Origin of the sequence: Bradyrhizobium sp. 62 (assembly GCF_023073035.1) — a bacterium.
Lineage (GTDB): Bacteria > Pseudomonadota > Alphaproteobacteria > Rhizobiales > Xanthobacteraceae > Bradyrhizobium.
Map to the genome: position 1 here is coordinate 17,686 of NZ_JADPIT010000031.1, position 21,466 is coordinate 39,151.

The 21,466-nt window shown below is 65.4% G+C and carries 19 protein-coding genes; 8 read left to right on the top strand and 11 right to left on the bottom strand.

Annotation, left to right across the window (positions count from 1 at the left end):
- Positions 1-7: 7 nt before the first annotated feature.
- From IVB47_RS28105 to IVB47_RS28120, 4 genes are all read right to left on the bottom strand, one after another.
- Positions 8-199, bottom strand: coding sequence for a hypothetical protein (locus IVB47_RS28105; RefSeq protein WP_007607173.1), 192 nt, complete (start codon positions 197-199; stop codon positions 8-10).
- 118 nt (positions 200-317) lie between these two features.
- Positions 318-1,226 (bottom strand): S49 family peptidase, encoded by a 909-nt coding sequence (locus IVB47_RS28110; protein WP_247357001.1) that lies wholly within the window; start codon positions 1,224-1,226, stop codon positions 318-320.
- 211 nt (positions 1,227-1,437) lie between these two features.
- Complete coding sequence (locus tag IVB47_RS28115; protein ID WP_247466157.1) at positions 1,438-2,205, bottom strand: methyltransferase; 768 nt, start codon at positions 2,203-2,205, stop codon at positions 1,438-1,440.
- Positions 2,198-2,425 carry a DUF2007 domain-containing protein gene (locus tag IVB47_RS28120; RefSeq protein ID WP_007594964.1) on the bottom strand — a complete coding sequence of 76 codons (228 nt, stop codon included), beginning with the start codon at positions 2,423-2,425 and terminating at the stop codon, positions 2,198-2,200. The genes IVB47_RS28115 and IVB47_RS28120 overlap by 8 nt, the downstream gene beginning before the upstream one ends.
- Positions 2,426-2,557: 132 nt before the next feature.
- Between IVB47_RS28120 and IVB47_RS28125 the strand changes: the two genes are divergently transcribed.
- The 5 genes from IVB47_RS28125 to IVB47_RS28145 all read left to right on the top strand — a co-directional run bounded on the left by IVB47_RS28125 (position 2,558) and on the right by IVB47_RS28145 (position 7,313).
- The gene (locus IVB47_RS28125; RefSeq protein WP_007594965.1) at positions 2,558-3,565 is read left to right on the top strand and encodes a polyprenyl synthetase family protein; all 1,008 of its coding nucleotides are present in this window, start codon (positions 2,558-2,560) and stop codon (positions 3,563-3,565) included.
- Positions 3,566-3,978: 413 nt separating this feature from the next.
- Complete coding sequence (locus tag IVB47_RS28130; RefSeq protein WP_247466160.1) at positions 3,979-4,494, top strand: helix-turn-helix domain-containing protein; 516 nt, start codon at positions 3,979-3,981, stop codon at positions 4,492-4,494.
- Position 4,495: 1 nt separating this feature from the next.
- Positions 4,496-5,752, top strand: coding sequence for a beta-ketoacyl-ACP synthase II (fabF, locus tag IVB47_RS28135; RefSeq protein WP_247438876.1), 1,257 nt, complete (start codon positions 4,496-4,498; stop codon positions 5,750-5,752).
- Between the two features lie 60 nt (positions 5,753-5,812).
- Entirely contained in the window at positions 5,813-6,445 is a 633-nt protein-coding gene (locus tag IVB47_RS28140) for a LysE family translocator (RefSeq protein ID WP_247466163.1), read from the top strand.
- 7 nt (positions 6,446-6,452) lie between these two features.
- Positions 6,453-7,313, top strand: a complete 861-nt coding sequence (locus tag IVB47_RS28145; RefSeq protein WP_247291430.1) for an alpha/beta hydrolase — start codon at positions 6,453-6,455, stop codon at positions 7,311-7,313.
- Here the strand turns inward: IVB47_RS28145 and IVB47_RS28150 are convergent.
- The 3 genes from IVB47_RS28150 to IVB47_RS28160 all read right to left on the bottom strand — a co-directional run bounded on the left by IVB47_RS28150 (position 7,310) and on the right by IVB47_RS28160 (position 12,022).
- Entirely contained in the window at positions 7,310-8,194 is an 885-nt protein-coding gene (locus tag IVB47_RS28150; RefSeq protein WP_247399848.1) for a 4-(cytidine 5'-diphospho)-2-C-methyl-D-erythritol kinase, read from the bottom strand. The genes IVB47_RS28145 and IVB47_RS28150 overlap by 4 nt on opposite strands.
- 28 nt (positions 8,195-8,222) lie before the next feature.
- Positions 8,223-10,025, bottom strand: coding sequence for a tetratricopeptide repeat protein (locus IVB47_RS28155; RefSeq protein WP_027568607.1), 1,803 nt, complete (start codon positions 10,023-10,025; stop codon positions 8,223-8,225).
- Positions 10,026-10,360: 335 nt separating this feature from the next.
- Positions 10,361-12,022, bottom strand: a complete 1,662-nt coding sequence (locus tag IVB47_RS28160) for an electron transfer flavoprotein-ubiquinone oxidoreductase (protein WP_247357009.1) — start codon at positions 12,020-12,022, stop codon at positions 10,361-10,363.
- A gap of 135 nt (positions 12,023-12,157) precedes the next feature.
- Here IVB47_RS28160 and IVB47_RS28165 point away from each other — a divergent pair, with 135 nt between their 5' ends.
- Positions 12,158-12,967 (top strand): uracil-DNA glycosylase, encoded by an 810-nt coding sequence (locus tag IVB47_RS28165; RefSeq protein ID WP_247466166.1) that lies wholly within the window; start codon positions 12,158-12,160, stop codon positions 12,965-12,967.
- A gap of 160 nt (positions 12,968-13,127) precedes the next feature.
- Here the strand turns inward: IVB47_RS28165 and IVB47_RS28170 are convergent, their stop codons facing one another.
- From IVB47_RS28170 to IVB47_RS28185, 4 genes are all read right to left on the bottom strand, one after another.
- On the bottom strand, positions 13,128-14,636 hold the full coding sequence (locus tag IVB47_RS28170) for a glycosyltransferase family 39 protein (RefSeq protein WP_247466169.1): 1,509 nt from the start codon (positions 14,634-14,636) through the stop codon (positions 13,128-13,130).
- Between the two features lie 98 nt (positions 14,637-14,734).
- Positions 14,735-15,592, bottom strand: a complete 858-nt coding sequence (locus IVB47_RS28175; RefSeq protein WP_247466172.1) for a ribonuclease HII — start codon at positions 15,590-15,592, stop codon at positions 14,735-14,737.
- A 77-nt stretch (positions 15,593-15,669) separates the two neighbouring features.
- On the bottom strand, positions 15,670-16,125 hold the full coding sequence (locus tag IVB47_RS28180; RefSeq protein WP_247466175.1) for a VOC family protein: 456 nt from the start codon (positions 16,123-16,125) through the stop codon (positions 15,670-15,672).
- Positions 16,126-16,149: 24 nt separating this feature from the next.
- Complete coding sequence (locus IVB47_RS28185; RefSeq protein WP_247291206.1) at positions 16,150-17,313, bottom strand: PA0069 family radical SAM protein; 1,164 nt, start codon at positions 17,311-17,313, stop codon at positions 16,150-16,152.
- A gap of 211 nt (positions 17,314-17,524) precedes the next feature.
- Between IVB47_RS28185 and IVB47_RS28190 the strand changes: the two genes are divergently transcribed.
- Both IVB47_RS28190 and IVB47_RS28195 read left to right on the top strand, forming a co-directional pair.
- Positions 17,525-19,939, top strand: coding sequence for a phosphoketolase family protein (locus IVB47_RS28190; protein WP_247466178.1), 2,415 nt, complete (start codon positions 17,525-17,527; stop codon positions 19,937-19,939).
- An 8-nt stretch (positions 19,940-19,947) separates the two neighbouring features.
- Entirely contained in the window at positions 19,948-21,132 is a 1,185-nt protein-coding gene (locus IVB47_RS28195; RefSeq protein ID WP_247466181.1) for an acetate/propionate family kinase, read from the top strand.
- Positions 21,133-21,466: the final 334 nt, after the last annotated feature.

Sequence of the window (21,466 nt, forward strand, 5' to 3'; positions counted from 1 at the left end):
GCAGCAGCTAACCCGGCCGATAGGCTCCGGTCACGGGATCCTGTTTCAGCGTCTGGACGGCCCCCCTATGGGCGGCCTCGGCGACGCGCGAGAGGCGCATCTCCTCCAGCTCCTGGTTGATCCTGACAGCGGTCTTGTAGGCCCAGCGGACCACGGCAAGCCCGCCCAGGACGCCCGCGAATGCGACGAACGGCGGCATCGGTCGTTCCTTGTTCACAATGCTCAGCCCCCACGCGCATTCTTGCGCAGACCGGGCCGCGCCGCAATTGGCACGGCTTCAAGTCTCCTTGGGGCCAAATGGCGCGGCAGGGCTCCGTCTAGAATCCGAATTTCGCCCAAATCGCCCGCGTCTCGACCGCGGAGATCAGCTCGTCCGGCAGGCTGGCCATTGATTCCATGGCCGAAAGCTGCCCCGCGCCGGGCGATTTCCGACCCAAAAGGCCGGAGAGCAGACCGGTCGGCTGGGCAATCACGGGGGTGAGAACCTTCTCGCCAAAGCGGGCACGAAGAGTTGAGCGGAGATCGCCGATGCTGTCGGCGAGCCCCAGCGCGATCGAACTCTCTCCGGCCCAGTATTCGCCCGTGAACAGGGTGTCGTCGGAGCCCTTCAACCGCGCGCCGCGGCTTTCCTTCACCAGCGCGATGAAGATCTGGTGGATCTCGCGCTGGAGCGCCTTCAGCTTGGCGACGTCGTCGGGGTTTTCAGGGAGAAACGGGTCGAGCATCGCCTTGTGCGCGCCGGCGGTGTAGAGGCGCCGCTCGATGCCGAGCCGCTTGATCGCCTCCTGGAAACCAAAGCTGCCGCCGACCACGCCGATCGAACCGAGGATCGAGGACGGATCGCAGATGATCTCGTCGCCGGCGCAGGCGATCATGTAGCCGCCGGAGGCCGCGACGTCCTCGACGAACACCAGCACCGGCAGCTTCTTCTCCGCCGCGAGCTGCTTGATGCGCAGGTAGATCTGGCGCGACTGCACCGGCGAACCGCCGGGCGAATTGATCACCAGCGCCACCGCCTTGGCGTTACGCGTCGAAAACGCCCGCTCCAGCACTCGCGAAACGGTCGCGAGCGTCATGCCCGGGCGCAGCGGCGTCACCGCGCCGATTACTCCGGACAGCCGCACCACCGGTACCACGGCTGTGCCGGGACGGAAGCGCGCCGGCAGATATTGCATGAGCTTGTCGGCCAGGCCGGAATTCTCACGATCGTTCAATTGTTCGGCCATGCCGTTACCTCTGATTAACTATTTCTTATCACGCGACTGTCATTGGAAGGGCCCGGAACGTGTTTTGCAGAAACCCCGTTGAGAGGCTGCAATGGGCCAGCGGAGAACACCATGAAAATCTATCTGCTGATGCTGCTGATCGGTGCGCTGTTCATGGCGATCCGCCTGACGACTCCGCAAGAGCAGCAGTCGGAATCGCTTCCGCAATAGCTCAGCACGGTTCCACCAGGGGTAGAACCGTCCTTCCCTCCAGAATATCCATCACCTCTTTAGGCACGCGTGATTCCTCGTTGAGCACGAGGCCCGGCAACAATCGTGCCGGGGCCCTCCCGCCCTTGACCGCGCGCACCAGCACGCGGATCGCGGGCCGCCCGGCTTCACCGTGAACCGGCAGAATCGCGAGACTGCCGAAGCCGCGAGACAGTGCCGCCAAAACCTCCGCGATCCCATCTGCGCGCCAAATCAATGTCAGCGCGCCATTCGAGCGGAGGATGCGCCGCGCCGCGTGCACCCAGGCATTCAGCGTCTCATCCGTCGCCACATGCGCGATCTGGCGCGCCTGATCGGACGAGCCGCGATGGCGAGCGGGATCGTTGAAGGGCGGGTTCATCAGCACCACGTCGACGCTGTCCGGCGCGAGCCCGCTGGCCGCGAAGGCCTGCGCGTCCGCGGTGACGTCGAGCACGATCGTCTCGGCGGCAATCGCATTCGCTGCCGCATTGGCGCGCGCAAGCTCCGCCAGCTCGGAATCGATCTCGACCAGGCCGAGCTTGATCCCGGCAACGCGCCGCGCCAACGCAAGCCCGGCCGTGCCAATGCCGGCGCCGAGATCGACGACGCGGTCGCCCGCCCTCGCCTCCGTCGCCGCCGCGAGCAGAATGGCGTCGTGCCCCGCGCGATGGCCGGACCGCTTCTGCTTCAGCCGCAATTGCCCGCCGAGAAAGGCGTCCTCGGTGAGGTCTGCCAGTGCTTCACTCATCGCCGCGCAGTTCGTGGCTGAGGCCGGCCTCGGTCAGAAGCTGCCGGGCTTCGAGGGCGTCGTCCTCATGGACCAGGATCCGCCGCGGCAAAATGCCAAGCGAGCCCTCGATGATGCTCATGTTCTGGTCCAGCACCAGATGATGGATGTTGGCGCCGTCGAGCAGCGCGCCAATCGCCGACACCAGCACCATATCGTTGGTCCGAACCAGTTCTCGCAAAACACAGGCCTCCTGCCTGACGGGGGTTAAGCGCCAAATGTCAATGGTTCCACGGCCCTTGCCGCATCCCCGTCCAGTTTCTATTGTCTTTCCATCAGAATAGCCCTTCCGGGGCAAATATTGGAGACCGGCGTGGCCGTCATCGTACCTTTCGAAACTCCCGGCGCGTCGATCGAAGAGCTGGTTGCCCTTGTCGCCGGTGACATGGAGCGCGTCAACGCCACGATCCTGTCGCGGACCGGTTCGGACGTGACCATGATCCCGGAGGTCGCCAACCATTTGATCTCCTCCGGGGGCAAGCGCCTGCGGCCGATGCTGACGCTGGCCATGGCCAACCTCGCCGGCTACACCGGCGACGGCCATATCAAGCTCGCCGCCAGCGTCGAGTTCATGCATACCGCCACCCTGCTCCATGACGACGTCGTCGACGAAAGCGAGATGCGCCGCGGCAAGCTGTCGGCACGGATGCTCTGGGGTAATGAGGCGAGCGTGCTGGTCGGCGACTTCCTACTCGGCCAGGCCTTCCGCATGATGGTCGAGGTCGGCTCGCTCCGCGCGCTCGACATTCTCTCCGCGGCCGCCGCCACCATCGCCGAGGGCGAGGTGATGCAGCTTGCCGCCGCCAAGAACACCGCGACCACCGAGGACGAATATCTCGCCGTGATCCGCGGCAAGACCGCCGAGCTGTTCGCGGCTGCCTGCGAGGTGGGACCGGTGATCGCCAACCGCCCCAAGGCGGAGCAGACCGCCTGCCGCTCGGTCGGTATGAATCTCGGCATCGCCTTCCAGCTCGTTGACGACGTGCTCGACTATGGCGGCAAGAGCGCCAAGCTCGGCAAGAACACCGGCGACGATTTCCGCGAGGGCAAGATCACGCTGCCCGTCGTGCTCGCTTTCCGCCGCGGCAACGACACCGAGCGCGCCTTCTGGATCCGCGCGCTCGAGCGCGGCGAGATCGGCGACACCGACCTCGACCACGCCATCGGGTTGATGAACAAGCATCGTGCGCTCGAAGACACGCGCAGCCGCGCCCAGCACTACGGCGCCATGGCGGTGGACGCGCTGGCGCTATTCCCGTCCTCGCCGATGAAGAGCGCGCTGGAGCAGGTCGTGGCGTTCTGTCTGGCACGGTCGCATTAGCTACTTGCATCCTTAGCGCTGGCTGGTAGCCACACCCTCAGTGTCGTCCCGGCGAAGGCCGGACCCATTACCCCGGTCAGCGTTGTCTTAGCGCCTGTGGCAACCATCGTGCACCACAACAACAGTCGTGGCTATGGGTCCCGGCCTTCGCCGGGACGACATCGTTGAGGTAGCGCCACCACTGCATCAACAGCGTCACTGCGAACGCAGCGAAGCAATCTAGAATCTTTTCGCAGGGGGACTCTAGATTGCTTCGCTCCGCTCGCAATGACGGAGCAAGGAGCGCAGGCGTCGCTCGCCAACTCGCATCCGGATCGCAGAGATAGTTTTGCAGTCCCGCACCTCGTCCTCCCGTGCGGGGAAGTTGCCCCTTGTCACTTGCATTTTGAAAGTTACATCCCTACTTTCGAACGATGCAGCCCAAATCCGCCTCCATCCAGGAATGTCCGGTCGGCCGCGCCGTGGAGACGGTCGGCGAATGGTGGAGCATCTTGATCCTGCGGGATGCCTTCCAGGGCGCAACGAAGTTCGACGAATTTTCGCAAAGCCTCGGGATCGCGCCGAACATCCTGTCGCGACGGTTGGCCCATCTCACCGAAAGCGGCATGTTCGTCCGCCGCCGCTACAATGAACGGCCGCCGCGCTATGAATATGTGCTGACGGACAAGGCGCGGGACTTCTTCCCCGTGGTCGCAACCCTACTCGCCTGGGGCAACAAGCATCTCGCACCGAAGGGCGAAGCGATCCTGCTCGCGAACCGGCACGATCGTCGTCCATTCAATCCGGTCGTGGTCGATGCCGCCGGCATGCAGCCGATCACGCTCACCAATGCGGTCATCATCGCCGGTCCCCGCGCCAGCCGTGTCATGCGCAAACGGCTGACCTCGCTCAAAGCCATGAACCCGGCCGTCGCGCCGGCTGGAGACTGACATGCGTCGTATCGTCGTGACGGGAATAGGCGCGGTGTCGCCGCTTGGCTGCGGTGTCGAGCTGTCCTGGCGCCGGCTCCTGGCCGGTCAAAGCGGGCTGCGCCCGCTGCCGGAATGGTCGCAGGCGCTGCCCGCACGCATTGCCGGCCTCGTGCCCGACAAGGCCGATGACGTGGACGGCGGCTTCGATCCCGCGCAGGCCGCCGCGCCGAAAGACCAGCGCAAGATGGACCGCTTCATCCTGTTCGCGCTGCTCGCCACCGCAGAGGCGGTTGCGCAGGCCGGCTGGACGCCGCAGGACGCTGCGGCTTTGGAGAGGACTGCGACGATCATCGCCTCCGGCGTCGGCGGCTTTCCGGCGATGGCGGAAGCGGTGCGCATCACCGAACAGCGCGGCCCGCGCCGGCTGTCGCCGTTCACGATCCCCTCCTTCCTCGCCAATCTCGCGGCCGGCCACGTCTCGATCAAATACGGCTACAAGGGAGCGCTGGGCACACCGGTCACGGCGTGCGCCGCCGGCGTTCAGGCGATCGGCGATGCCGCGCGCATGATCCGCGCGGGCGAGGCTGATGTGGCGATCTGCGGCGGTGCGGAAGCCTGCATCGACATCGTCAGCCTCGGCGGCTTTGCCGCGGCCCGCGCACTATCGAGCGGGTTCAATGACGCGCGCGCCTCGCGCCCGTTCGATCGCGACCGCGACGGTTTTGTCATGGGCGAAGGCGCCGGCATCCTGGTGATCGAGGAGCTGGAGCATGCATTGGCGCGCGGCGCCACGCCGATCGCGGAGATCGTCGGATACGGCACGACTGCCGACGCCTATCACATGACATCGGGTCCGCCTGACGGCGACGGCGCCCGGCGCGCCATGGAGATCGCGCTCCGGCAGGCCAAGCTTGCGCCTGCCGATTTGCAGCATCTGAACGCGCATGCAACGTCAACGCCGGCGGGCGACGAGAGCGAGCTTGGCGCGATTGCCGCGCTGTTCGGTCGTCACCGCGGCATCGCCGTGAGCGCGACCAAATCGGCCACCGGCCATCTGCTCGGCGCCGCCGGAGGGCTCGAGGCCATCTTCACCGTGCTCGCCCTGCGCGACCAGATCGCGCCGCCGACCCTCAACCTCGAGAACCCTGATCCGGGCGCGGACGGCATCGACATCGTCGCCGGTGTGGCGCGCCCGATGCCGATGCAGCACGCGATCTCGAACGGGTTCGGCTTCGGCGGAGTGAACGCCAGCGTGATCTTCCGCCGGATGGGCTGAACGACGGTCCTTGCAAACGACGGGCCTTGCAATCGCGGCAAGCATCGCTACCAAAGCAGGATGATCAACACGAATTTCTGGCTGTTCCTGGCCGCAGCTTGTCTCATCGCCGCCGTTCCCGGCCCCGGCATTTTCTACGTGGCGGCACGGACCCTGTCGGAAGGGCGCGCCAGCGGTTTTGCATCGACCGCGGGCACCGCGCTCGGCGGGCTGGTTCATGTGATCGCAGGCAGCCTCGGCATCTCTGCGATCATCCTTGCCAGCGCCGAGCTGTTTGCCGCCGTGAAATTTGTCGGCGCGCTCTATCTGGTCTGGCTCGGCATCAGGACTTTTCGCAACGCCGGCCGCGCGCTGTCATTCGACAGCGAACCCGTCGGCGACAAGCGCGCCTTTCGCGACGGCGTGCTGGTCGAGGCGCTGAACCCGAAGACCGCCGCCTTCTTCCTCGCCTTCATTCCGCAGTTCCTCGACCCGGCGGGATCGAACCCGACGCTGCGATTCATCATGCTGGGTGCGATTTCGGTGACGCTGAACACGCTCGCCGACATCGTGGTGGTGCTGATGGCCTCCGCGACACGCACGCAGTTGATCGGAAGGCCGCAGCTGATGCGGCGTCTCACCCAGGGTTCCGGCGTCTTCATCGCAGGGCTCGGGCTGTCGCTGGCGCTGGCGCGGCGGCCGGTGAATGGATAGCGCCACCATGCTCGCCCCGCAAAGCCGCATCTACGAGTCTCACGGCCTGCGGCTGCACTATGCCGACTGGGGCAACGATGGCGCGCCCGTCGCCATCCTGGTCCATGGCGGGCGCGATCACTGCCGGAGCTGGGACGTCATCGCCCGGTCGCTGCAGCCGCATTTTCACGTGCTCGCACCCGACCTGCGCGGGCACGGCGATTCCGACTGGACCAAAGGCGGCAGCTACGCGCTGACGGAGTATGTGTACGATCTCGCCCAGCTCGTCCGTGCCGTCGCGGCCCCTCAAGTCACTCTCATCGGCCATTCCATGGGCGGCATGGTCAGCCTGATCTTTACAGGGGCATTCCCCGAACAGGTCTCGAAGCTGGTCGTGCTCGACGGCGTGACGATGTTGCCGGATACACCAAAGCCGCCGGTACATGAGCGGATCGGCAAATGGGTCGGTCAGCTCGACAAGCTGCACGACCGCGCACCGCGCCGCTATTCGACCCTCGAAGACGCCGCGGCGCAGATGGTCCTTCACAACAAGCGGCTGTCCCGCGACCTCGCGCTGCATCTCGCCACCCACGGCGCGCGGCAGAACGAGGACGGCACCTATAGCTGGAAGTTCGATCCCTACCAGCGCGCCTCTGCGCCGCACCGGCTCTGGCCGGACGATCACATCGCGCTGTGGTCGCGCATCACCTGTCCGACGCTGCTCTTGAATGCCGGCGAAAGCTTTCTGGCTGGCGCGAGGGCCGCGGGCCTGGAGCGCTACTTTCCGCAGGCGCGTGTCGAGACCATCGCCGGCGCCGGACACTGGCTGCAACATGACAAGCCGCAAGAGGTGTTGGGCGAGATCCGGCGGTTTCTCGGGCTGGCCTAGCTCAGCGTCCCCGCGTGCACCCACCAACCCGAATGATCCCTGCGGATCTTCTCGGCGGCGGCATGCGCCTCGGCAAATGCGCCATAGATCGCAAAACACGTCGCACCCGAGCCGGACATGCGGGCGAGCTTGACGCCGGCGGAGCCACGCAAGGCTTCCAGCACGTCGCCGATGACAGGCTCGATGCGCATCGCGGGGGCTTCGAGATCGTTGGCGACGGTCTCGAGCGTGTCGACCCAATCGGCAATGGAGGCGCCCTCGCCCGGCCAGGCCGGACCGTCGAAGACGGACGTGGCGCCGACCAGGAGTTCGCCGTTGCGCAGGCCCAGCGCCTGAAACACATCCTTGGTCGCGACCGGCACGCGCGGATTGACCATCACGCAGGGCATGCTCGGCAACGCCAGCGGCAGCAGCTGTTCGCCGACACCGGTCATGTCACAGGCGCGCGAGAACAGACACACCGGCACGTCGGCACCGGTCGCAAGCGCAACCTTCTGGAGGCGGGCGTCGTCGAGCGACAGATCGTTGAGACGCGCCAGCAACCGCAGCGCCGCCGCGGCGTCGGCCGAGCCGCCGCCGATGCCGGCGGCGACCGGGAGCACCTTGTCGAGCGCGAAGGCGCCCAGCTTCAGGTTCGGGACGGCTTCGGCCAGGAGCTTGGCCGCCTTGAACACGAGATTGTCGGCCATATCGCCGCAGGCCGCCGCGAGCGGCCCCGTCGTGGTGAGCTTCAGCTCGCCGCCGGGCTCCAGCGTGAGCCGGTCGGCGCAGTCGGCAAAAGCGACCACGCTTTCGAGATCATGATAGCCGTCGGCACGACGGCCGACCACGCGAAGGCTCAGATTGACCTTCGCGCGCCCTTCTTCAATCAACGCCGGCATAGACGACACGCCCCCAACTTCAACTCGCTCAGCCGCCCTTGCCGTCGTCCTTCTTCTTCTCCTTCTCCGCCTGCGCAGCCGAGGAGTTCGAATTGTCGTCGGTCATTCCGTTTGCAATCTTGGCCTCGATCTTCGGAAGCTCATCCGCTTCGGGCTTGAGATCGCGGGCGTGCGCCCACTGGAACTTGGCTTCCAGCGTGCGGCCGACACGCCAATAGGCGTCGCCGAGGTGATCGTTGATGGTGGGATCCTCGGGCTTGAGGTCGATGGCGCGCTCGAGGTTCTTCACCGCGTCCTCGTAATTGCCGATGCGGTAATAGGCCCAGCCAAGGGAGTCGACGATGTAGCCGTCATCCGGGCGCTGCTCGACCGCCCGCTTGATCATCTTCATGCCTTCGTCGAGATTGATGCCCTGGTCGATCCAGGAATAGCCGAGATAGTTGAGGACGTGCGGCTGGTCGGGCTGCAGCTCGAGCGCCTTCTTCATGTCGGCTTCGGCCTTGCCCCACTGCTTGGAGCGCTCCTCGCAGATGCCACGATAATAGTACCAGACGCTGTTGGCCTTGTCGTTGCCGGCCGGCAGCACGTCGACGCCTTGCGAATAGGTCGCGCCGCATTCGCCAAACTTCTTGCGGCCGCGCTCGATGTTGCCGAGCGCCATGATGGCTTCGAGATCCTTGGAATCCTCAGTGGTGACGCCCTTGAGGATCTTGATCGCCTCGTCGGTGCGGTCGGCGGAATCCAGATCGATGGCGAGCTGAATCTGGGCGTTGCGCTTGAGCGGCGAGGACGCCGGCACGCGCTCGTAGACCTTGATCGCCATCTGCGGCCGCTTCACCGATTCATAGAGATCGGCGAGCGAGAGCAGCGCCAGGGGATGGGTGGGCTGGAGGTAGAGTGAGAGCTGGAGATAGACCAGCGCCAGATCCTCGCCGCCGCGGCGGGTCAGTGTGGCGCCGATGCCGTAGAGCGCTTCGGCGGCGCCGGCTTGCGCGCTATCGACCAGCGGCGGCATCTTCTTGCCGGCCTTGGTGTCGCGCAACCCTTCCACGATCAGCGGATGGCGGGCGAGCTTCTTGTCGAAAGCCTGGTAGACGGTGGTCGCGGCGGCCGAGTCCTTGTTACGCGACAGCCAGCGCGCATAGGCCTCGGTGACACGCAACATGGAATCGTCGAGCTTGTAGGCACGCTCGAACCGGGTGCCAGCGTCTTTCTCCTTGCCGGCGAGTTCGAGGATCATGCCGGCATGGAGATCCTTGAACAGCGGATACCATTCCGGACCGGCCAGCTTGTCGATGGTGGCGACACCGCCCTTGGCATCGCCCGCACCATAGGCGGCCCAGCCCGACAGCAGCGTGGCGACAAGATCGGTGATCGGACCGCGGATCGACTGGTTGATGTTGGTCTGCGCCGTCGCGTACTTCTTGAACTTAAGATCGTGCACCCCGACGACGAGGCGCGCAACGCGGTTGGTCTTGTCGATGGTCAGGATGCGCTCGGCGAGCTTGACGGCCTCGTCGATGTCACCGTCGGCAACCGAGGAGATGAAGGCGCGGTCGAGCAGCTCGTTGTTCTTGGGATCGGTGCGCAGGGCCGAGCGATAGAACGCGGCGGCGGAGGCCGCATCGCGCTCGACGCTGGCGTGGCGGGCGGCGAGATAGCTGCCGGAAGTGGTCAGCGCCTTCAGATCGTTTCGGGTCGGAAACTGCGCCGCCGTGTCGGACGGATGATCCGGCGTCTGCGCCAGGACCCTGCCGGGGACCGTCGCGATCGCTGTGCCCATGAGGGCGATGGCGGCAACAGTCCAGCGGTTGAAACGATTTGAAAACATCAGGGCTCGCCTTGAGTTGGTAGTGCCTGGGTCTGAAGAAGGCCGTATCGCATGCGAACGCGGCCGGTGGCATGGGGACCCGGAACCGTCGGGCGAACAATGCCGCTTTTGGCGCTTCACCGCAAGGATTCGGGCCGGACGATCCCCTCCGCACGCCCCAAATCGGCCAAGTGACCGGTCAAGAGCGCCCCAAGACGCCGCCAGTATGGCCTTATCGTGACCACGGACCGCGGCCGCGGCCGGGTTCTCACGCGAACGTGCGTCGCAGGGCCAAGGTCACGCAATATTGGTCGCCTTGGGCCTTGGTAACCTGGATTGCGGCTTGCTGACCCCGCCTACATCGCCTCGTAGTTTGGACCGCCGCCGCCCTCCGGGGGAACCCAGGTGATGTTGCCGTTGGGGTCCTTCACGTCGCAGGTTTTGCAGTGGACGCAGTTCTGGGCGTTGATCTGGAAGCGCGGACCCGAACCTTCCTCGATCCACTCATAGACGCCGGCCGGGCAATAGCGATTCGACGGACCTGCAAACACGTCATGCTCGGAGGTCTTCTGGAGGTTCATGTCCGTGACCTTGAGATGGACCGGCTGGTCCTCCTCATGATTGGTATTGGACAGGAACACCGACGAGAGCTTGTCGAAGGAAATCTTGCCGTCCGGCTTCGGGTAGGTTCTCGGCGCGTGGGTCTTGGCCGGATCGAGCGTCGCGCGATCGGGCTTCGCGTGCGACTGGGTGCCGAACAGTGAGCCGCCGAACAGCGTGTTGCACCACATGTCGAAGCCACCGAGCGCAACGCCGAGCACCGTGCCGAACTTCGACCACAACGGCTTGACGTTGCGGACCAGGAACAAATCCTTGCCGACCGAGGAGGAGCGCCAGGCGTTCTCGTAGTCGACGATCTCGTCATTGGCGCGATCGGCGGCAATGGCGGACGCAACGTGCTCGGCGGCGAGCATGCCCGTGCCCATCGCGTTGTGCACGCCCTTGATCCGGGGAACGTTGACGAAGCCGGCCGCGCAGCCGATCAGGGCGCCGCCGGGGAAGCTGAGTTTCGGGACCGACTGATAGCCGCCCTCGGTGATGGCGCGCGCGCCATAGGCGAGCCGCTTGGCACCTTCGAAGGTGGAGCGGATTGACGGATGGGTCTTGAAACGCTGGAACTCGTCGAACGGCGACAGATACGGGTCATCGTAGTTGAGATGCACGACGAAGCCGACGGCAACGAGGTTGTCGTCGTAGTGATAGAGGAACGAGCCACCGCCGGTCTTCAGATCGAGCGGCCAGCCAAACGAATGCTGGATCATGCCCTTCTGGTGCTTGGCGGGATCGATCTGCCAGACTTCCTTGAGCCCGATGCCGAATTTCGCCGGCTCGCTCTTGGTATCCAGCGCGAACTTCGCGATGAGCTGTTTGGTCAGGCTGCCGCGCGCGCCTTCCGCGAACAGCGTGTACTTGCCGAGCAATTCCATGCCACGGGTAAAGGAGTCCTTCGGCTTGCCGTCCCGGCCGATGCCCATGTCGCCGGTGGCGATGCCCTTCACCGCGCCCTGCTCGTCATAGAGCACCTCGGCCGCGGCAAAGCCCGGATAGATCTCGACGCCTAGCGCTTCCGCTTTGCGTGCCAGCCAGCGGCAGACATTGCCAAGCGAGCCGATATAGCAGTGATGATTGTCCATCAGCGGCGGCATGATGAAGTTAGGCAGCCTGATCGCGCCGCCGCCCGTCATCCAGTAGAAGCGGTCGTCCTTCACCTGGGTCTTCAGAGGACAATCGGAATCCTCGCGCCAGTCCGGCATCAGCTTGTCGAGCCCGGCCGGGTCGATCACGGCGCCGGAGAGAATATGCGCACCGACCTCGGAGCCCTTCTCCACCACGACGACGTTGAGATCGGCATTGATCTGCTTCAGCCGGATCGCCGCAGCCAGGCCCGAGGGGCCTGCGCCGACGATGACGACGTCGAATTCCATGGATTCGCGCGGGGGAAGTTCTTCGGTGCTCATCTGATCTCAGCCCTTGAGACGGTCCTTGGTCGATTGCGCCCTCTTGTTTCCGATTTTTCCGGGTAGGACAACCTCGGAAATGCGTTTCGCCGGGGTGCAAGGCGCCCCAAACTGGACTAATAGTCAGACTTTCCGATGATCCCAGAACCCGCACCCACGGTCCGAGAGCTTCTCGCCTTCTATCTGGAGGCCGGAGTCGATTGCACGCTCGCGGAGGAACCGATCGACCGCCTGGCGGAATTGGATGTTCCACCTCCGGCCCCGCGCGCGCCACCTCCGGTCGAGGCCCCACGGCCGGCCGCCGCGCCGGCAGTGTTGCGCGGCGAGGCGGCCCCCGCGCCCGACATCGCGATCGCCTCGGCGCGCGAGGCCGCACGCACCGCGCCGACCTTGGAGGCGCTGCGCGAGTTGATGCAAAGCTTTGACGGCTGCGCGCTGAAGCACACGGCGACACGGTTGGTTTTCGCCGACGGTAATCCGCAGGCGCGCATCATGTTCGTCGGCGAGGCACCGGGCCGCGACGAGGACATCGAGGGGCTGCCCTTCGTCGGGCGCAGCGGCAAGCTGCTCGATTTGATGATGGGAGCCATAGGCCTCGACCGCACCACCGCCTACATCGCCAACGTGATTCCCTGGCGCCCGCCCGGCAACCGCACGCCGACGCCGCAGGAGACGCAAATCTGCCTGCCCTTCATCCAGCGCCAGATCGAACTGGTGAATCCGGATGTGCTGGTGACGCTCGGCAATCCCTCGACGCAGACGCTGCTGTCGACCCGCGAAGGCATCATGCGCACCCGCGGCCGCTGGTTCGATTACGAGACGGGCGGGCGCACCATTCGCGCGCTGCCGACCTTCCACCCCGCCTATCTGTTGCGCTCGCCGTCGTACAAGCGGCTCGCCTGGCAGGATCTGCGCGCGATCGCGAAGGTGCTGGCGGGCGCGTGAGGAGGCGTACGACCTCTCCCCGTCATTGCGAGCGCAGCGAAGCAATCCAGCTATTTCCGCGGCACGGATTCTGGATTGCACTTGCCGCGGAGGGCGGTCTGGATTGCTTCGTCGCAAAAGCTCCTGGGCTCCTCGCAATGACGACGGAAAGAGCGAGCGACTAAGTCCCCTTCGGCCGCACGATGGCCCAGCCGATGCGCAGCAGTTGCTGGCGTCCGGTCACCAGCCATTCGAAGGCGCGCGGCACTTCCGGCACGATACCCGGAAAGCGCGCGAGAATGTCCGGCGGCGGGGTGCCCGCGGTGTCGGAGGCACGCCAGACCACGACGCCGCCGGTCTCGATGAACTTGGCCTGATTGATCCACGGCGTGCGTGAAGGCTGGGCATCGATGAACAGATGCGGCCGGCCGGAATGCAGCGTGATCAGGCTCGCAAGCTGGGTCTCGCCGGCGACCGCGCGCAGGCGATGATTGGTGCGGCGGGCAAAGCTCTCGTCGAAGAAGTCCGAAATCGCGCGCGCCGGCATCGAGGTCGCGATCTCGTTGGCACCGGTCCACGGCAGCAACAGGACGGCGAGCGCGACGCCGATTGCGGGCGCGATGACGGCGGCCGCCCAAACCATCCGCAGCATCCTCGCGCGGCGCGTCGCGATGAGATCGCCGGCCCCCACGACCACGGCGAGCCCCGACAACACCAGCACGACGCCGGCGCCGCCCACGACGGCGTCGAGGCCAAGCAGGCCCGAGATCAGCACCGCGCCAAGCGCCGGCGCCAGCGCGAAGAAATAGACGAAATTGCGCGCGAGCGGCTCGACCGGCGGGCGGTAGATAATCGGCGCCTCCTCGCTCTTGGGAACGAACAGGCCGGTGTTGAGCACGGTCAGCGCCGGGATCGCCGCCGCACCGAGCAGGAGCCCCCCGAGCAGCCAGGCCGCGTGAAGTGCGCGGGCATTGAGCTCGCTGACCGCAGGCAAGGCCGGCAGGACAAACGCCTCGGCGCGCATCAGCCAGACGGCATAGGGCAATGCCAGCACGGCGACCACCACAAGCGCAAACAGCGGGTCGAATGCGCGCAGCGTGCGGCGGCCGTCCGCGGTTGCGAGCGCGAAGACGACGATCAGCAGCAGCAGGAAGATCGCAGCCGGCGTCGTCAGCAGCAGGAGGCCCGCCTCGATCGACCAGGCAAACCAGGCGTTGCCGCGGCGCTGTCCGATGATCTGCCAGGAATGCAGCAGCAGCAGTGCCCAGAGCGGCCGCGCCAGCACCAGCGGGCCGAAGTCGAGTACGGGCGAGGAGAAGGCCAGCAGCGTCATGGTCAGCAGCACGGCCAGCACTGCCTGCTGGGCGCCGACCACCGCGCGGGACAGATGATAGAGCGCGATGAAGGTCGCGACCCCACAGAGCTCCGCCAGGACGTAGACGCCGAACACGTGGCCGCCGGCAGCGCGATAGGCGATGTCGGCGAGCCAGACCGGCAAGGGCGGGCCCAAATCAGTGCCGACCTGGTATTCGCGGCCGAAGGCCAACAGAGTCGCGAGGCTGCCGGGCGGGCTGCGATAAAACACGAGCGCCACGAACAGCCACATCGCGGCCTGGAGCAGCACGGCGATCCATACGATCAGCCGCGGCCGCGCGCGAATGAGCTCGATGACCAGGGAGGTAAACCGCATGCAACGTCCGACAGATGCAGCCAACCCGTGAAGCCGGCCCTATTCGCTCACGACTATTTTGATAGAGGGCGCGACGCGTCGTGGCAACCGAGTCTCGTCTAGAGATTTGCCGACGCGTCGATTTCCGAGCTCGTGTCCACCTGCAGCTCGATCTCGGTTACCGCAAACAGATCCTGCGCCGGCTCGACCGTCCAGGGCATGTGCTTGGCGCGTGCGGCGGCGACGGGGGCGAAGAAGCTGCGGTGGTGGACGGTGGGGCCGAGGCGGTTGAGCGCATCGAGGTGCTCGGGCACGGCGTAGCCCTTATGCTGCTCGAAACCGTACCCGGGGCAGTCCTGAGCCAGCGCGCACATCAGGCGGTCCCGCGTCACCTTGGCGACGATCGAGGCCGCTGCGATCGACAGGACAATGCCGTCACCGCCGATCACGGCCTCGCAATCGCATGCCGTGTCGAGCCGGTCGCGGCCGTCGACGAAGACGTGCCGGGGCTGCTGGGGCAACGCCACGACGGCGCGCTTCAGCGCCCACAGCGAGGCACGCAGGATGTTGTCGCGGTCGATGCGGGCGCGCGAGGCGACGGCCACCGAGACCTGGGCGGTGGCGCAGATCTTGTCAAACAGCCTTTCGCGCTCCTCGGCGGTCAGGCGCTTGGAATCGTCGATGCCGCGCGGGATGCGGTCGGGATCGAGAATCACCGCCGCCGCCACCACCGGACCGGCCAGCGGCCCGCGGCCGGCCTCATCGCAGCCCGCCACCGGCCAGACGCCGCGCTTGATCAGCGCGCGCTCGCGGCGGAAGCTTGGGGCGACGATGATGGCGCTCTTGGTGCCGGCCAGCGCCTTGGCGATTTTTTTGGGCGCAGCCTTCTCGTTCTTAGGCGCTGCCTTCTTGTTCTCAGGCGCAGCCTTCTTGGGCGCGCCTTTGGCCGGCTTCTTGGCGGATTGATCCCGAATCATGGCCGGGATCGTGCGCAAGCGGCATGACCTGCGCAACCGGGAACCTCGGACAATTCCCGTTATTCAAGTCAGCCGCCCTATTCCGCCAGATGCACCCGTCGGTCCTCGCCGACTTCGACGCCGGGCGCGGCCACGACTTCCCAGGGATGGCCGTCAGGATCGGCGAAATAGCCGGAATAACCGCCGTAGTCGGTCTCATGCGCGGCCTTCAGCAGCGCGGCGCCCTTGCTGACGGCGAAGGCCAGCACCGCGTCCACCTCCTCAGGCGCGCGGCAGTTCCATGCGAGCGTCATGCCGCGAAACGTCGATGGCCTCGGATGATCCGGCAATTTGGCGTCGACCGCGAGCTGATCCCAGGGAAATAGCGCGAGCACCGGACCGCCGGTGTCATAGAACGCCACGGCCTCGCCGGTCACCTTGAGCCGGCGCGAGAAACCAAGCGCGTCGTAAAAGGCAATACTGGCGCGGATGTCGCTCACGCCCAGCGTGATGACGGTGAGCCGCGGGATTGGAGCTGCCAGTTCCTTACTCATGCGACGCCTCTCCCACTTCGTCCCTCAGAACAGGCTGAGCTGATCGCCGTTCCGCTTCGGCTTGGCAAAATGATCCGTCGTCAGCTTGGAGCGCCTCTTGTTCAGCCCCAGCCTGTCGCAGGCGATCTCGAAGCGGCGTCCGATGGTCCAGGCCATCGGGCCGGTGCCCTTCATGCGCTCGCCCCATTTCGCGTCGTAGTCGCGGCCGCCGCGCATGTCGCGGATCAGCGTGAAGACGTGGCGATAGCGGTCCGGATAGTTCGCCATCAGCCATTCACGAAAGAGATCGCGCACCTCGAGTGGCAACCGCAGCAGCACGTAGGAGGCTTCCTTGACGCCGGCATGGGCGGCAGCATCCAGGATGCGTTCGATCTCGGAATCGTTCAGCGCGGGAATGACGGGCGCGACCATGACGGTGGTCGGAATGCCGGCCTCGGAAAGCTGCTTCAGCGCCTCCAGCCGCTTCGGCGGCGTGGACGCCCGCGGCTCCATGGTGCGCGCCAGCTTCGGATCGAGCGAGGTCACGGAGATGCCGACCTTGGCGAGGTTGCGTTTGGCCATGCGCGCGAGAATGTCGATGTCGCGGGTCACCAGCGCCGACTTGGTGACGATCCCGACGGGATGGCCGGCGCGCTCCAGCACCTCCAGAATGCCGCGCATGATTTTGCGCTCGCGCTCGATCGGCTGATAGGGATCGGTGTTGGTGCCGATCGCGATCATCCGCGGCTCGTAGCCCGGCGCCGCAAGCTCCTTCTCGAGCAGCGCCGGCGCCTCGGGCTTCACGAACAGCTTCGACTCGAAGTCGAGCCCCGGCGACAGGCCGAGATAGGCATGCGTCGGCCGCGCGAAGCAATAGACGCAGCCGTGCTCGCAGCCGCGGTAGGGATTGATCGAACGGTCGAAGCCGATGTCGGGAGATTCGTTGCGGGTGATCACCTTGCGCGAGGCGTCGATCCCGACCGTGGTCTTGAACGGAGGCAGTTCGTCAAGGCTCTGCCAGCCATCGTCGAATGCGACGCGCGCCTCGGCCTCAAAGCGGCCGCTGGCGTTGGACTGCGCGCCCCGGCCTCGCCTGCGCTGGCGGTCGATGGCGACCGCCAGCTCAGGGAAGTCAGAAGGCGCACCCGCCGGCTCGGAGGGCGCCGTGACCGGCGGGTGTTTGAGAGCATGAGAGGATGCTGGACTCATGAAGCCAAGATAGCACGTCGAAGGAACAAATCAAGAACGCAAACCAAAAACGTGAAAACAACCCCATGCACAGTAGAGTTGCCCAAACTTCGCGCGCCCGCTTTTGACCTCACGCAACAGTGGCGTCACGGCGATCTCGTTTGATGCTGCCGAAGGATCGATCTAGCCGGAACTCGGTTGATGACGATCCCGGGTGAAGTTCGGCAGGAACATGACAAATCAACAACAATTGGCCGCAGCGAGCAGCGACCTCAATCTGCTCGACCGCTATTGGCGCGCCGCGAACTATCTCTCCGTCGGGCAGATTTACCTGCTCGACAATCCGCTGCTGCGCGAGCCGTTACGGCCCGAGCACATCAAGCCGCGTTTGCTCGGCCATTGGGGCACGACGCCCGGTTTGAACTTCATTTATGCCCATCTCAACCGCGTCATCCGCGCGCTGGACCTGAGCGTGATCTATGTGTGCGGTCCCGGCCACGGCGGCCCCGGCATGGTCGCCAACACCTATCTCGAAGGCAGCTACAGCGAGATCTATCCCGATATCGCGCGCGATACCGACGGGTTGCGCAAACTGTTCAGGCAATTCTCCTTCCCCGGCGGCATCCCGAGTCACGCGGCGCCGGAGACGCCGGGCTCGATTCACGAAGGCGGTGAGCTCGGTTACGCGCTGGTGCATGCCTATGGCGCGGCATTCGACAATCCCGACCTGATCGTCGCCTGTGTCGTCGGAGACGGCGAGGCCGAGACTGGCCCGCTCGCGGCGTCCTGGCACTCCAACAAGTTCCTCAATCCTGCCCATGACGGCGCGGTGCTGCCGATCCTGCATCTCAACGGTTACAAGATTGCCAACCCAACCGTGCTCGGCCGGATGCGCGACGACGAGATCCGCGATCTCTTCCGCGGGCTCGGCCACGAGCCGCTATTCGTCGAGGGCGACGATCCGAAATTGGTGCACCAGGCCATGGCGGACGCGCTCGACGTCGCGTTCGCCAGCATCCGGTCGATCCAGCAGCACGCCCGCGACGGCCGCAAGAGCGTCGAACGCCCGCGCTGGCCGATGATCGTGCTACGCAGCCCGAAGGGCTGGACCGGCCCCAAGGAAGTCGACGGCAAGAAGGTCGAGGGTTTTTGGCGTGCACATCAGGTGCCGGTCGCGAACTGCCGCGACAACCCGGCGCATCTGAAGATTCTCGAAGACTGGATGCGCAGCTACGAGCCGGAAAAGCTATTCGACGCGAACGGCGCGCTCGTTGCCGAGCTCCAGGCGCTCGCGCCCGAAGGCAATCGCCGCATGAGCGCCAATCCGCACGCCAATGGCGGCCTTCTGAAGAAGGAGCTGAAGCTGCCGGACTTCCGCAGCTTCGCCGTCAAGGTCCCTCAGCCGGGCGGCATCGTGGCGGAGGCAACCCGCGAGCTCGGCAAATTCCTGCGCGACGTCATCCGCCTCAACGCCGAGGCCCGCAACTTCCGCATCATGGGCCCGGACGAAACCGCCTCAAACCGGCTCGATGCGGTATTCGAGGCCACCGAACGCGTCTGGATGGAGCCGACAAAACCTTACGACGTGCATCTCGCCCAGGACGGACGCGTGATGGAAGTCCTGAGCGAACATCTCTGCCAGGGCTGGTTAGAGGGCTACCTGCTCACGGGCCGGCACGGCTTCTTCTCCTGCTACGAGGCGTTCATCCACATCGTGGATTCCATGTTCAACCAGCATGCCAAATGGCTGAAAGTGACGCGGCATCTGCCGTGGCGACGCCCGATCGCCTCGCTCAACTATCTGCTGACATCGCATGTCTGGCGCCAGGACCACAACGGCTTCAGCCATCAGGACCCCGGATTCGTCGATCTCGTCGCCAACAAGAAGGCCGATATCGTCCGCATTTACTTCCCACCGGACGCCAACACGCTGCTGTGGATCGCCGATCACTGCCTGCGCACCTATGACCGCATCAACGTCATCGTGGCCGGCAAGCAGCCGGCGCCGCAATGGCTGTCGATGCAGGAGGCAGCCACGCACTGCGATGCCGGCATTGGCATCTGGAGCTGGGCCGGCACGGAAGACGCGAATGGCGAGCCCGATGTCGTGATGGCCTGCGCCGGCGACGTGCCGACACTGGAAACGCTCGCCGCCGTCGACCTGCTGCGCAAGGCGCTGCCCGAGCTGAAGATCCGCGTCGTCAACGTCGTCGACCTCATGACGCTGCAACCCAGGGAACAGCACCCGCACGGCTTGTCCGACCGCGACTTCGACGGCCTGTTCACGCGCGACAAGCCGGTGATCTTCGCCTATCACGGCTATCCCTATCTGATCCACCGGCTGACCTATAACCGGACCAACCACGCCGGCATGCACGTCCGCGGCTTTGCCGAGGAAGGCACCACGACGACGCCGTTCGACATGGTCGTGCTCAACGAGCTCGACCGCTATCACCTCGCGATCGAGGCGATCGAGCGCGTGCCGGGGCTCGCGACCAAAGCGGCGCAGGTGAAGCAGCAATTCCGCGACAAGCTGATCGAGCATTCGCGCTATGTGCGCGAATACGGCGAGGACATGCCGGAAATCCAGGAATGGGTCTGGCAGAACAGCGCCGGCGGCAACACGCCGGCGGAGGCAGGCGACTGACAGCAGCCATGTTGAACACCGTTCTCGTTCTCAACTCGGGATCGTCGAGCATCAAATTCGGCCTGTTCGAGATCTCGGCGGCCGAGCCCACCCCGCTCTGCAAGGGCCTGCTCGACGAGCACGAGACGAAGCCGCGGCTCGTCGTGAAGAGCCCCGCGGGCGAAGACCTGTTCCAGCAAGGGAGGGGATCATCGGATGCGGATAGCGATCATCTGTTCGCCGACATGCTCGGCTTCATCGAGGATCGTTTCGGCGACCATCGCTTGCGCGCCGTCGGCCATCGCGTCGTCCATGGCGGTCCGGACTATTCCGCTCCGGTCGAGCTGACAGACGATGTCACCGCAAAGCTGGAGGCGTTGACACCGCTGGCGCCGCTGCACCAGCCGCGGTGTCTGGCGCCGGTCCGCGCCATCAGCGCGATCAGGCCCGACCTGACGCAGATCGCCTGCTTCGACACCGCTTTCCACCACGGCATTGCGCCGCCCGCCAGCCGCTTCGCCATTCCGCGACGTTATGAGGAGCGCGGAGTCCGGCGCTACGGATTTCATGGCCTCTCGTTCGAATATGTCGCAGGACGGCTCGCCCGAATCGCGCCGCAGCTCGTGGCCAAGCGCACCGTGATCGCGCATCTCGGCAATGGCGCGAGCCTGTGCGGCTTGCGCGACGGCCGCAGCATCGACACCACGATGGGACTGACGCCGCTCGACGGGCTGGTGATGGGCACGCGGTGCGGCAGGATCGACCCGGGCGTGCTGCTCTATCTGCAACAGCACGAGAAGATGTCGGTCGACGATCTCCAGCACCTGCTCTACCACGAATCGGGCCTGCTCGGCGTCTCCTGCATCGCGTCGGATATGCGGACGCTGCTTGCGAGCAGCGAAGCTGCGGCACGGGAGGCGGTCGAGCTCTTCACCTTCCGCGCCGCGCAGGAGGTGGCGGCGATGGCGACGACGCTTGCGGGGCTGGACTGCCTGGTCTTCACCGGCGGCATCGGCGAGCATGCCAGGGAAATCCGCAGCGCGATCGGTGAGCGTCTCGACTGGCTCGGTGTGCGCATCGATGCGGCTGCGAATGATGCGGCGCGCGAGCTCATTAGCGGTGACGATAGCGCAGCCGATGTCTTCGTCATTCCAACGAATGAGGAACTGATGATCGCACGACATTGTGCGGCGGTGCTACGAACAGCAAGTTGACCGGCGTTCATTCGAAGCCCTCGTCAGCAGCGTGATTGCACGTTTTTCCCGCTCTCGCGCTCGTCCGCTATCGCATCTTCCTCTTGCGGGATTGCGAACGGCCGGCCCGCCGCGCAATATTGCGGCTCACCTCCGGATTAATACGGAGAGGACAGGCTGGGGCCGACACATTGGCAATATCGCGGCCCGTACAGGGCAAATTTGGATGCGACAGCTGCGGCGGTTTACCATCGTATACCGAAGCACGACCGGAAAGTTGCACTCGGCAGCGCCACATGTTTTATGACGCCCTGATAATGAGCTACGCTTCTCCCGAAGTGTGGACACTGAAGCC

Excerpts from the sequence above, each read along its gene's own strand:
- IVB47_RS28130 (WP_247466160.1), top strand. The coding sequence starts at position 3,979 with ATGCAGCCCAAATCCGCCTCCATCCAGGAATGTCCGGTCGGCCGCGCC.
- IVB47_RS28195 (WP_247466181.1), top strand. The coding sequence starts at position 19,948 with ATGTTGAACACCGTTCTCGTTCTCAACTCGGGATCGTCGAGCATCAAA.
- IVB47_RS28185 (WP_247291206.1), bottom strand. The coding sequence starts at position 17,313 with ATGAGTCCAGCATCCTCTCATGCTCTCAAACACCCGCCGGTCACGGCG.
- IVB47_RS28115 (WP_247466157.1), bottom strand. The coding sequence starts at position 2,205 with ATGAGTGAAGCACTGGCAGACCTCACCGAGGACGCCTTTCTCGGCGGG.
- IVB47_RS28180 (WP_247466175.1), bottom strand. The coding sequence starts at position 16,125 with ATGAGTAAGGAACTGGCAGCTCCAATCCCGCGGCTCACCGTCATCACG.
- IVB47_RS28140 (WP_247466163.1), top strand. The coding sequence starts at position 5,813 with ATGATCAACACGAATTTCTGGCTGTTCCTGGCCGCAGCTTGTCTCATC.
- fabF (WP_247438876.1), top strand. The coding sequence starts at position 4,496 with ATGCGTCGTATCGTCGTGACGGGAATAGGCGCGGTGTCGCCGCTTGGC.
- IVB47_RS28165 (WP_247466166.1), top strand. The coding sequence starts at position 12,158 with ATGATCCCAGAACCCGCACCCACGGTCCGAGAGCTTCTCGCCTTCTAT.
- IVB47_RS28170 (WP_247466169.1), bottom strand. The coding sequence starts at position 14,636 with ATGCGGTTTACCTCCCTGGTCATCGAGCTCATTCGCGCGCGGCCGCGG.
- IVB47_RS28160 (WP_247357009.1), bottom strand. The coding sequence starts at position 12,022 with ATGAGCACCGAAGAACTTCCCCCGCGCGAATCCATGGAATTCGACGTC.
- IVB47_RS28150 (WP_247399848.1), bottom strand. The coding sequence starts at position 8,194 with ATGCCGGCGTTGATTGAAGAAGGGCGCGCGAAGGTCAATCTGAGCCTT.
- IVB47_RS28190 (WP_247466178.1), top strand. The coding sequence starts at position 17,525 with ATGACAAATCAACAACAATTGGCCGCAGCGAGCAGCGACCTCAATCTG.
- IVB47_RS28105 (WP_007607173.1), bottom strand. The coding sequence starts at position 199 with ATGCCGCCGTTCGTCGCATTCGCGGGCGTCCTGGGCGGGCTTGCCGTG.
- IVB47_RS28110 (WP_247357001.1), bottom strand. The coding sequence starts at position 1,226 with ATGGCCGAACAATTGAACGATCGTGAGAATTCCGGCCTGGCCGACAAG.
- IVB47_RS28145 (WP_247291430.1), top strand. The coding sequence starts at position 6,453 with ATGCTCGCCCCGCAAAGCCGCATCTACGAGTCTCACGGCCTGCGGCTG.
- IVB47_RS28175 (WP_247466172.1), bottom strand. The coding sequence starts at position 15,592 with ATGATTCGGGATCAATCCGCCAAGAAGCCGGCCAAAGGCGCGCCCAAG.
- IVB47_RS28155 (WP_027568607.1), bottom strand. The coding sequence starts at position 10,025 with ATGTTTTCAAATCGTTTCAACCGCTGGACTGTTGCCGCCATCGCCCTC.